Here is a 12,836-nt window from a genome sequence, read left to right on the forward strand (position 1 = left end):
TCATCCGGCGAAGATCTCGGCGCGGCGCACGGGGTCGTCGACCACGGCTCGGACCAGCGCACCGATGTCCATCTCCGCCGGCACCGAGCGATAGGTCAGCTCGCAGAAGACGACGCCGCCCACGGCTACGGCGAACCGGGTGGTGCGCCACCCCACTGTGCCCCACTCGACGCCGACGGACCCGTCGAGCTCGACCGTGCGGTCGCCGACTCGCAGGACGAGCCTGCCGTCGTGTCGATAGAACACCACCGATACGCCACCGAGCTCACCGTAGACGCCGCTGTGCGTGGCCGCATCCGACGGGTTGGCCCGCAGCGCGCCGGTGCTCGGGTCGAACTCGGCGGGCACGCCGAAGCCGGCGAACGGGCGGACGGGGATACCGCGTCCGGAGTCCTGGGCGCGGTGCCCGTTCCCACGCGGCCCGCGGCCGTTGGCCGGCCGACCGCCGCCGTTCGTCGATGGCGCCATCGGTATGCCGGGCGGCATCGGGGGCATGGGCATGCCCGGGGGGACCGTGCCGTCGGGCAGGCTCGGTCCGTTCGGGTAGCCCGGCCAACTCGGTGACGTGGGCGGATACGGTGGGGCGGACGGTCCCGGAGTCGGCGTCGACGGGTATGGAGGCAGTGGTCCGGGTGGCGTCGGCGGGTACGGCGGTGTCGGCTGGCCGGGCGGGTAGGGAGCCTGTGTCGGCGGGACCGGCGGCGTGGGCGGCACCGGCGGAGTCGGCGGCACCGGCGGCGTGGGCAGGACCGGCGGCACCGGCGGCACCGGCGGCACCGGCGGCACCGGCGGCACCGGCGGCACCGGCGGCACCGGCGGCACCGGCGGGACCGGCGGCGTGGGCGGCACCGGCGGGACCGGCGGCACGGGCGGGACCGGCGGCACCGGCGGCACGGGCGGCACCGGCGGCTGGGGCGGTACCGGCGGCTGGGGCGGCACCGGCGGCTGGGGCGGCACCGGCGGCTGGGGCGGCACCGGCGGCTGGGGCGGCACCGGCGGCTGGGGCGGCACCGGCGGCTGGGGCGGCACCGGCGGCTGGGGCGGCACCGGCGGGTTCGGGGGCACCGGCGGCTGGGGCGGGTTCGGGGGTTGCGGTTGCGGCATCGGGACGGGCCACGGTTCCACTTCGTTCCGGAACGGACCCGGCATCTCGAACTCGTAGTCCTTCGGCGGATGCGGAATGTGCGAGCGCAGCGCCCAATTCGGCGGCATCCGGCGGGGACGCGCCGAGCCCGGTCCGGACGACCCCTCGGGCGGCTCCGAATGATCGTCGCGGTTCGAGCGGGCGTCGCCCGACGACTCCTCAGCTCCGTCACGAGGTACGCGAGCTCCGCTGTTCGACGAATCCTCGCCGCCGTCGGGCTCCCGGGGCGACGTGTGCCCGGCACCTCTGGCCGCCCGCGAACCGGAGTCGCCCTCCTGAGCAGAACGATGCGTGGAGCGCTCTGAACGGAACTGACGCACGGCGTCTTCGGCCCGGGCGAGCTCCTCTTCGGCATCGAACACCCGCAGGGCCGCACGCTCCAACTCCGCAACCCGTTCTTGCCACGGGCCCTGCTCGTCCACCCGCATCGTGCGCCCGCGCAGGCCATCGAGCGCGTCATCCAACGCATTCCGCGTCAGATCCTCGTCGCTCACCGGCAAACCACGCCGAGCATCCGCGAGCGCAACCCGCGCGTCCGCCAAGTTCCGTTCCGCCGCATCACGATCGGCGAACGGGGCCGCATCGGCCTCCGCCCGGTCCCCGGCCACGTGATCGGCCCGGCGGACCGCGTCTTCGGCCCGGGCGAACTCGTCTTCGGCATCGAACACCCGCCGAGCCGCATCCTCGAGGCGTCCGACCCGGTCCTGCCACGGCTGCTGCTCGTCCACCCGCATCGTGCGCCCGCGCAGACCATCGAGCGCATCATCCAACGCATCCCGCGTCAGATCCTCGTCGCTCACCGGCAAACCACGCCGAGCATCCGCGAGCGCAGCCCGCGCGTCCGCCAACTCCTGAGCCGCCGCGTCACGCTGCGCGGACAGGCGCGCATGCTCCGCATCCGTGTCGGCCCGGGCAGATTCCGAAGTCGACTCTGGTGCTGGGTCGTTCGACGGCGGGCCGGGCGGCTGGGTGGTTTGCGCGAGGGCGTCGTCGAGCCGGGCCACGTCCGCTCCGGCGTCGAAGACACGGCGGGCGGCCTGCTCGAGTTCGGTGAGCCGGTTCTGCCACTGCTGTTGCTCGTCCACCCGCATGGTCCGCGAACGCAGATTCTCGAGCGCATCAGCTAGGGCTTCCGGCGTCAGGTCCGCGTCGTCGACCGGCAATCCGCGGCGAGCCACCGTGAGATCGGCCTGGGCGGCGGCCAATTCACGCGCCGCCGCGTCACGCTGGGCCGACAGACTGGCGCGCTCGGTATCGGCATCGACATTCGGGCTTTCGGGGGCGTGGCCGGTGTCTTGTGCGGTCGCCCGGTCGGCCTGCTCGAGCGCGTCGTCCAGGCGAGCCAGTTCCGCATCGGCGTCGAGAACACGACGGGCTGCACGCTCCAACTCTCCGACCCGCTGCTGCCACGGGCCCTGCTCATCCACCCGCATCGTCCGCCCACGCAGACCATCGAGCGCGTCATCCAACGCATCCCGCGTCAGATCCTCGTCGTTCACCGGCAAACCGCGGCGAGCATCCGAAAGATCGGCCTGCGCGTCCGCCAACTCCCGAGCCGCCGCGTCACGCTGCGCGGAGAGGCGTTCCGCATCGGCACGGGCGGCGCGCTGGACGAGGTCGGTGAGGGCAGCGATGTCGTCGGCCCGCCCGACGACCTCGGCGCGCAGTGCGGCCTGCACTTCGGCCAGCTGCGCGGGGGTCAGTCGCTCGTTCTGGTCGAGCTTGCCGTCGCGGTAGACCTCGTAGACCTCGGCCCACCGTTGCGGACCCGCGTCGGTCAGGTCGACGCCGACCAGTCGCGCGAAGTCCCGGCCGGCCCCGCGGTCGGGGCCGGGTGGAATGCCGGTGGCACCGTCCAGCATGCCGAGCCGGCCGGGGGCCTCGGTGAGGTGGACGACGTCGCCGATGACCTCCAGCAGGTGGCGAACCGCCTTGTCGTGCACGGGGAACTCGACATCGGACACGCGGGGATCGAGCGCCTGGTCGCCGTGGGCGCGCGGGTCGAACACGTCGGCTGCGGCGAGAGCGTCGGCGTAGTCGGTGAGCGCGTCGACCAGGTCGGGGTGCAGGTTCGGTCGATACGACAGGTTGGCGATCACCTCGCCCAACTGCCCGACGCCGGTGACGCGCACCGTTCCCGGCAAGGCGTCGAGGCGCCGGACCAGCCGATCGTTGGCGGCATCGATCGCGGCGCGGTCCATGCCGCGCAACAGCTTCGCGTATTTGACCAGCGCCTCGGCCCGCTGCTGCCGCAGGGCGTTGCGGATATCCGGGTCCGCCATCGCCTCGGCGAGGCGCTGCGGTGTCATGTCGGCGGCATCCAGGCCGAGCCGGTGCGCCAGCACATTCCGGGCGTCGCCGACCTCGTGATAAGTGTCGATGTCCCATGCGGTACGCGCGTAATCGATGATCGCCTCGATCTGGCCTGCGCGAATGGCGTTCTCGTCGTGCAGCACCGCGAGCCGCTGGGCGAGCAGGTCCGGGGAGCCCAGCTCCGCGTCGGTGATGCCGAGGCGCTCGGCCAGTTCGCCGATGGCGGCGCCGAGCTCCTCCCGCGACAACGGCTCCGGCGCCTCGTCCGCGGCGGGCAGCGCGGCGGTGTCCACGGGAGCGTCCGGCACGACGCGCCAGCCGTCGCCGTCGTTCACCACGGTGACATCCAAGGCGCGTCCCTCGACCGCGCCGGTGAAGTGCCGCACCCGCGTCGCCCCGCCGTCGACGATCGCGATCCGATCCGGATGTACGTCGGTGACCAGATAGTGGACCTCGACGATGCCCTCGTTGACCGCCTCGGCGAGCCTCGGGTGCGCCGCGAGCGCATCGGCGACGACCCGGTCGTGACCCAGCCTGCCGTCCACGACCACCAACCGCATCGGGCCACCGGGCTCGCCGGGGACCAGGCCGAGCCCGGTGCCGTCCTCCAGCAGCGCACCGCCCCGCGCGAGCACCCAGTCCCGCCCGGCCATGTCGCCGATCAGGCCGGTGAGCTCGTCGGCCGCCGCATCGGCCCGCAAGAACTCGTCGGCGTCGGTCAGGAAGGCGGTCAGGCCGCCGGCGTGCTCGCGGATGCGATCCATCTCCTCGGCGAGCGTGTTCGCGAGCTGATCCGCGTCGAGTGCGTGCAGATCGGTGCCGAGCAGCTGCGCCCACACCGAGCGCTCGTCCTTGATCTGGTCGCGGCGCAGCGCGTTCTCGAAGAACGCGCGCAGGCCCTGGTCCTGGCCCGGCTGATCGCTGTCGTAGAGGTCGCCCCACTCGCGGCTCGGCTCGCCGCCGTTGTTCACGCCCTGCCAGTCCAGCAGGGTGGGGTTGCCGCCGAAGGCGCGCACGACCTCACCGAGGAAGCGGTTCATCGGGTTGGCGTCGAAGAAGCCGACCTCGTCGCTGTAGGGGATCCGCTCGTGCTCGGCGTTGTACCGGCGGGACGCCTCGGCGAGACCGGTGAGCGCGCCGATCCGGCGGACCTGCTGGTACCGCAGCAGATCGACGGCCCGACGGACGTTCTCGGGGGTCGGCTCACCGAGGTCGACACCCAGGGCATCGGCCGCGGCCGCCAAGGCGTCGGCCAATTCCTGCCGCCGGACGGTTGCCTCGGACAACTCGTGCAGCCAGTCCGCGAGTTCACCGGTGCTCGCCGGCAACTCCTCGCCGGGGCGCACGGACGGGTCCGGGGTGGCGTCGAGCGTCTCGCCGTCGGTCAGCTCCGGCATGGTGTCCGGCGCGGCGAGCGCGCGTGCGGCGTCCTCGGCCTGTCGCTTCAGCTCCGCGAGTTCTACCCCGAGTTCCCGGCGCACCAGCTCCGGATCGGCTTCCTCCAACCAGTACCGGTACTCCCCGCCGTCGCGGGCGATCGGCGTGCCGTACTCGGCGGCCGGACTCGATACCCGGGAGGTCAGGTGCTTCAGGAACGGGATGAGTTCCCGCTTCCGCCACATGGTGACGGCTTCCTTGAGGATGCGGACCGGACTGAATTTGGTCTGTAGCACCTCGTATTCGTCGCCGTGCGCGGGAGTCGGATCGTAATGCTTGGTGAGCGGCAGGCCCGCTTCGTGGGCGAGCAGCGACTGGCCCGCGCTGTCGACACCGGAGCCGGACGGGTACTTCGGGGTCTCGCCGAGATATCCCGCCGTGAGCGCCTCCCACAGGCGACGCAGCCGCGACTTCGGCCGCTCCGGTTGCCGCGGTGCGGGGACGGTGGTGTCCGCCGGTTCGGGTGCGTCGTGACGTTCGGGCGTCTCGACCCGCCAGCCGTCGTTGTCGTCGGCGACCAGCCGCGCGGGCACGCGCTCGCCATCTACCTCGAGGGTGTACCGGCGGCTCTCCCCCGGCTCGGGCGGCTCGGCGCCGGTCTGCCTGCGCGCCGCTTGGACCGCGTCGGCGAGGTCGGCGATGTCTTGCGCGTCGCGGCGCACCGTGGCGCGGGCCCGCGCCACTGTTCCGGCGGGATCGCGATCCAGGTCGGCGGGATCGATGCGCAGCCGCCGCGCCCAGGCGTCGCGGGTATCCCGCACCTGCGCGCGCAAGTCCGGATGGTGCGTACTAGCCGCCCGCTCGGTCGCCGCCGCCAGCGCCTCGACCATGCCCGCCTGCAACAGGTTTCGGTAGCGCAGGTCGGCGATGGTCGCGCCGAGCTGCTCCGGCGACAGATCGTCCTCGTCGAGGCCGAAGCGGCGGGCGAGCCGGTCGCGGGTCTGGTCGATCGGTTCGGGGTGCGGTATGCGGGAGGACGACTCGGGCGCGTGCGCATCTCCGGCACGCTCTCGGCTCGCCTCCGAGTGCGGGTCGGCGGCTTGCGCGAGGGCATCGTCCAGCCGGGCGACTGCTGCTTCGGCATCGAACACGCGGCGGGCGGCCCGCTCCAACTCCGCGACCCGTTCCTGCCATGGGCCCTGCTCCTCCACCCGCAACGTGCGGTTACGCAGGCCGTCGAGCGCATCGTCCAACGCGGCCGGCGTCAGATCCGCGTCATTCACCGGCAGACCACGCCGGGCATCAGCGAGTTCGGCGCGGGCTTCGGCCAATTCGCGGGCCGCCGCGTCCCGTTGCGCGGACAGGCTTGCCGGGTCGGCGGCGGCCGGGCGGCCCGGGTCGGCGGGTGGCACGGCATCCGGGCTCGTGGGAGCCGCGGGCAATTGCGGCGGCCGCGGCTGCTCGATCGGCAGGCCCGCGCGGCGCAAGTCGTCCCGCACCGCACGCAGGCCGTCGTCCGGCGCCTCGGCCAGCCAGAACTGCTCGTCGCCGTAGCGTTCCGCGCTGGTGAGCGGTTCGAAATCGTCGGGGTAACGCATGCGCGGGCCGTCGGCGTCATCGAGGAAACCACGTGCTCCGGCGATTTCGGCGAGCTCGGCCAGGGCGGCCAGCGGATCGCGCAGCTCGGCGAACCGCTCGTCGAGACCGAGCGCCTCGGTCAGCAGGCGAACGTGCTCGATCTCGGCTTCGGTGAGCGGTTCGGCGTCGCGCTGGTTCGGCCAATCGCGCTGCTCGCGCAGGAACTCGAGCACGTCGCGGACCGGGTTGCCCGTGCGGCGAGCACCTTCCGGACGGCCGCCGGCCGGTGGCTCAGTGTGCGCAGGCGGGGCCGGCGGCCCGGATGGCGGCTCGCCGCCCGCTGCCTGCTGATCGGGCGAGTCGTGCGGCCCGGCGTCCTTCTGCGCGACCGAGCGTTCAGGATCGGCGTCGGCATGCACCGGCTCGTCGGCTCCGGCTTCCTCGTCACTGGAAACCCGCTGTGTGCGCGGGTCTTGTGGCGTCGACCCGCCCTCGGCGGCCCGAGCGGACCCCGGACGGTCGTTGTCGAACCGCGCCAGTTCGTCTTCGGCGTCGAACACCCGCCGCGCGGCACGCTCCAACTCCGCAACCCGCTCCTGCCACGAGCCCTGCTCATCGACCCGCATGGTCCGCCCGCGCAGGCCTTCGAGCGCATCGTCCAACGCGGCCCGCGTCAGATCCTCATCGTTCACCGGCAAGCCACGGCGAGCGGCCATGAGTTCGGCCCGCGCCTCGGCCGCCGCCCGCTCCGCCGCAGCACGCTCGGCGGACCGAGCTGTTGGTTGTTTCGCCGCGCGCGCCGGTCCGGCGGTGTCGTGATCGGCTGCCCGCGAAGTCGGGTCCGCACCCTGCGGGGTTTCCGCGATGGATGTCCCGGGCGGTGTTTCCGGATGGACCGGGCCGGTGGTGAACTCGTCGAGCTCGCGTTCGAGGCCGGCGAGGCGGTCCATGGCGCGGCGCTGGATTTCGTCCAGTTCGGCTACCAGGCGCTCGTGCAGTTCGTCCAGTGCCTGGGACTCCGGAGACGGGTGGACAGCGTCGTCGGGTCCGGCGGCGAGCCGGTCGAGTCGGGCGACAGCGGCGTCGAAATGCCGGTCGAGATCGGCCGTGATGGCGTCGAGCTGGGCGAAGGTGTCGCGAAGCAGCTCGTCGAATCGTTCGTCGGTGCGGCGGGCCGCGTCGTCGAATTCCGCTCGGATGCGCTCCAGTGCCGCTTCGGCCGAGTCCTGCGCGCCGGTGCGGGCCGTGGGCGAGTCGGGCTGCGGGACCTCGCCGTCGGGCGGAACGCCGCGGTCCGGCCGAGCGGACAGCTCGTCGAACCGTTGGGCGAGCTCGGCTTCGATTTCGGCCAGGCGGTCGAGCGCGCGCTGCTCGATTCGGTCCAGATCCGCACCCGCGCGGCGCAACAGGTCGTCGAGCTGCTGGTCGATTCGGCGGTGCAGCTCGTCGAGTTCGGCGAGCGCTCGGTGCGCGTCGTCCCGCGCGGCGGAGGACGGGGAGTCGTCCTGCCGAGGTGGCTGCGCCCCGTACTCCCGAGACGCGGCGTTCCCCGGTTCGTCCGGCGAACTCGCACCGGACTCGTCCGGGCGCGGCGACGCCTGCGCCGCATCCGATTCGCCCTCGGAGCGGTCGGTCCGCGACGCGCCCTGCTCGCCGTCGCCCGAGTCGTCGGGCTCGTCGGGCTCGCCCGCACGCGCGGGGGCGGGCGGGTCCTCCGGTGGCTTCTGCGCGCCGCCGTCGGTGTTCGGCGTCGCGGCGTCTTCGTCCCGCGGACGCGGCAGCTCGTTCCCGGTGGGCGGGCGGCGCTCGCCGCTTCCGGGTCCTTCGTCTGGTCCATGCGGCCGCGACGGCGTCGCACCCGGTGCGGGCGGCAGGTAGCCCGGGTTCGGCGGAAGCGGAGCGGGAGCGTACGGGATGCCCGCGCGCCAATCGGTCAACGGCGGGCGATCGGCATCCCAGTGGTAGCCGAGCCCGATCGCGTGCGCGTTGGCCTGCTGCCAGCTCGCGCCGGGATTGTCGTCCAGGAATCGCGCCTCGGCCAGCATGTCGTCGAGCAGCACGAAATCCTGCGGCAGCCCGGCGCCGTCGATCAGGCGGTGCCACGCCTCCGCGACATCGGCCAGGCGATCCATCCGCGTGCGCACGTACCGGCCGTGCGGGTCGCCGTGGTCGCGTACCCGGTGCTCGTCGACCATCAGGTGGTTCTTGATGCGCGCCAATTCCTCGCGGGTGAACACGGGAACGTCGTCGCGCATGTGCTCGGCGAGCGCGGTCGCGAGCTGCTCGGGATCGCCACCGCCGGTGAGCAGTTCGCGGATGTCCGCGACCGTGTCGCGAATCGACTCGGGGTCGGCGGCGGCGAACCGGTCGGCGAGGCCGCCCGCCACCCGGTCGATGTCATCGTGGATGCGCGCGAGCTGCGCGTCGACGTCGCCGAGCGGGTCGATGCCCGGCTGGCGCCGGACCAGCCGCGCGACGGCGTCCACCACCTCGCGCGCCCGGGTTTCCCGCTCGGCGCGCCGATGCCGGTCCAGGCCGTCGGCGATCCGGTCGAGGTCGGTGTCGTCGGCGAGGAACCGCTGGTATTCCCCGTCCGCCCAGTCCTGGACCCGCTGCCAGGCGGCGATGTCGCGGTCCCACTCGCGCTGCAGGGCCTCCGGGATGTCGACCCGGTCGCCCGGCGGCACATGGTCGGCCGTATCCCAGGGCCGGTGCATCGGCTGGATGTTGCGCTGCGGTGGGGCGAACCATTCGTAGTTGCGGAACACCGTGCCGAATGGCGGCACATGCCGCAGCCACGGCCGCGCCTGCACCCATTCGCCGATCTCCGGATGACGCTGGATCCAAGCCTTCACCGCCGGATGCTTCGGCACCTGCGCCGCCATCAGCAGCAGGCGCACGACGTTGTACGAATCACCGCCCCAGTGCTGGGTGAACACGTCCTTCTCGTCGATGCCCGAGGTGTCGTACCGCGAAGGCGCCTGCGGCATGTGCAACGGGAGGGTGCTCTCCGGGATCATGCCGGGCGGAACGTTGTCGGTCGGCAGGGTGATGTCGTTGACGACGTCCTCCATCGCCCACCCGCTGACGCCGTCCGGCAGTTCCTTCGGCGAGTACTTCTTCGGCAGTTCGCTACGGTCGCGGCCGAATTCCCAGTCCGGGCGGGTCGGGTCGACGCGGTGCCAGACGCCGTCGGCGTCGCGCCACGAGGTGATGTCCAGGCGGCGGCCGCCGATCCACCCGGTGCTCAACCGTTCGATCTCGGGCGGGTCCGTGTCCCGCACCCGCACGTTGTCCTCGCGGTCGGCGAGCACGTGCCGGTAGTCGACCGTGGTCTCCGGACGCACAATCGCCTGTGCCACCTCGGAACTTCGGCGCAGGGCGTCGGCCAGAGCGGCGTCGTGATCGGCGCGCGGTGCGGCCGGGTCCGGCCGGGGACCGAACACGATGATGCGCGGCCGCTCGCCCTCGACGATGCCGACCCGGTCGGTCACCATCCGGCCGCCCCCGCGCTCGATGAGGTCTCGGTACGCGCCCGACACCCTGGCCATGTCGTCCTGGATCCGGCCGATCGCGGTGTGCGCGTCGTTCACCGCACGAGCGACGGCGTCGAGCGCGTCGATGTCGCGGTGGCGAGCCGCGGCCTCCTGCTCGGAGAGCGTGCCGTCGGCGAACCCGTCCCGCACCGCCGCGCGCAGGTCGGCCACGGTCCGGTCCAGCCGCTCCGGCTCGCAGGCCGTCTGATCGACTCGTCCGTCCTGGTCCAGCAGGCCCGAGCGGGCGGCCAGGTTGTCGCGCTCGTGTCGCAGCGGCTGGACCTCGCGCAGCGCGTCGGCCCGCTGCTGGGCCAGCCGCTCCAGCGCGTCGATCACGTCCTGCGGCCGGGACCGTTCCACGCCGACGCCGGCCGCGCGCAACTGGTGGAGCCGCTGGTCCACCTGCTGGATCTGCTCGTCGAGCTGGTTGACCTGCTCGGCGGCCGCGGCGAGCTTCTCGATCGTCCGCCTGCGATGCTCGAGTTCCAGTGGCTCCGGCGTGACCCGATCGGTGTGCGGCGCTTCGTCGGGGCCGCCGATGTCGTCGATCATCCGGACGTTCGCGGTCTCGTACAGCCGCAGGACGGTGGCCTCCAGCTGATCCCCGCGCAACGCCGACTCGTCCAGAACGACGTTGTCACTCCAGGATTCGCAGCGCGCGGCCCGGCCGTCACGTTTGGCCCGCCAGAACTCGCGTTCCCGGGTCAGTGTCTGACGCTGCTGGACGAGCTGGTCGTATTCACCCAGCGGGGTGGTGGACAGTTCCAGGTCCGTGCGTTCCGCTTCGAGGCGAGCGGTGTCCGCGTCGGCGTCGGCGAAGTCCCGCGCGGTCTGTTCCATTTCGTCGATCCGGGCGAGGCGTTCGGGCATGTCGCTGACCGGCATCGTCCGTCCGCGCAGGTCATCCAGCGTCCGGTCCAGGCCGTCCGGCCCGGGTCGCAGGGCCGCCCAGTCGTCGGCGTCGTCGATCGCCAGCCGTCCGGCCAGCTCGTCACGCCGCAGGCGCAGTTCGTCTCGCCGGGCCCGCGCCTGCTCGAGTTCGGTTGTGAGCCGGTCGTATTGCGCCCTGGTCTCGGGTGACATCCGAACGCGCGGATCGTCATCGGCGGCGGCGGCACGCGATTCGTCCGCGCCGAGCGGAGGTGTGCCCCCCTCCGGGGTGGCGGCGGACGGTGGCTCCGGGTCGGGCCGTATCGAGGACCCCGCGTCCGGTGTGCCCGAATCGGCGTGTCGCTCGGTCCCGATCGGCGCGTAGAGCCTGCGCAACCATTGCGCTCGGTCCTCGGCCATCCGGGCGTTCCATTCCGCCTGTTGCGCGCGCAGTTCCGCCCACGGGTCGTCCGGATCGGCGTCGGCGGCGCGCCGCGACCGGTCGGCTTCGAGGCCTGCGGACCAGGTCTCGTTCTCCGCCTGCTCCAGTCGCAACCAGGCCGCGCGGTCGGCGGCCATCCGGGCGTCCCATTCCGCCTGTTCGGCGCGCAATCGCGCCCACTGGTCGTCCGGGTTCGCGTCGGCCGACTCGCGCAGCCAGGCGGCGTGGTCGGCGGCCATGTCCGCCGCCCAGTCGGCCTGCTCGATCCGCATCCGGAAGTACCAGTCCGATGGCGGGCCGGACTCGTCGCCGGGATCGTCCGCGGAAGGCGGTGTGGTCGGCGGCTTTTCAGCACCGCCGTCGCCCGAAGCGGGCTGCGCGGTAGCGGCATCGTCGTCGGGGCCGGGCTGCACGATATCGGCCTCGCCCGCGTCGGCCGGGCCATCGGATCGCCGCCCGGCCGCGGTCTGCTGCGGCCCCTCGCCCGCGGTCGCGTCCGCGCGCGGGTCGATCGGCACGACCCGGATGGCGCCGTCCGGATCGACCCGCAACTCGCGCGGCCGCGCGCCTTGGGCGAGCGCGTCCGCCACCTCCGGATACCGTGCGGCGGCATCGGCCAGCGCACGAGCCGGATCCGTCCCGCCGAGATTCACCACCAGCACCATCGGCGGCTCGCCCGGGAGAATGCCGACCCGGTCGGTGACCGGCCGCGCATCGGCGCGCAGCAACGCGTCGCGTTCCAGGGCGGTCGCCAAAGCCCGGTCCAGCCGCTCGACGCGCTCCTCGGCGCGGGCGAGCCGTTCCGGATCGTTCGCCGCGTGGGCGGCGTCGCGTTCACGGACGGCGGCGTGGTTCTCCGCCGCCAGCCGGTCCAGCACCGCCTGCCGCCGATCGGCCTCGGCTCGGCGTCCATCGTCGGAATCGGGGGTACGCGGCCGATCGAATTGCGGCGGGTCGTGCTCGCCCGCATCGATCGCGCGCGGGGCATCCTCGGGCGACCCGAAGGACAGTCGGCCGGCCATGCGGCGCAACCGTCCCCGGGGTTCGCGCCGGATCAGATCGGCCCCGCCATCCTCGAGCATCGAGGCGATCCGCTTGGCCAACCGTTTGTGGCTCTTGTCGGACATGCCCTGGAACAACTGGCTCAGGGCGTCGTCGAGGCCGCCATCACCGTTGGGGGCCGGCACCCGCCATCCACCGTTGCCGTCGGCCTCCAGCACGATGCCGAACGTGTAGTCGGCGATCTCGATCCGCCCCAGGGTGCTGCGGGGCCAGGACACACCTCGGCCACCGTGCAAGGGCAGCGGCACCTGCCTCGTGGCCAGCCGGTGCGCCACCACCGCCGGATGGGGTTCGTCGACCTCCGGTTCGGTGCGGAAGTTCCGCAGGGCGCCGGGCCGCAGCGTGCCCTTGTTCGCGCTGCCCTCGTAGGCCTCCTGCGAGTCCGCCTCGCGCTGGTCCTTCCTGGTGTGGAAGTTCTCCGGACCGAGCTGGCGCAACCAGGCCTCGAAGCCGAGATCGGTGTGGCGTGCCAGCCGATACCGCAGATAGTGCGCCAGGAACTGTTCCATCGCCT

At 73.0% G+C, this 12,836-nt stretch carries 1 protein-coding gene (running past one end of the window); it reads right to left on the reverse strand.

The annotated features are described in order from the left end of the window. A protein-coding gene (locus tag ACT89H_RS19105) for a WXG100-like domain-containing protein (RefSeq protein ID WP_445109973.1) crosses the window boundary here: on the reverse strand, positions 1-12,836 show its final stretch. The gene runs 22,408 nt beyond the window's last position; the window shows 12,836 of its 35,244 coding nt (coding positions 22,409-35,244); its start codon lies beyond the right edge, outside the window; its stop codon occupies positions 1-3.

The organism is Nocardia aegles (assembly GCF_052545135.1).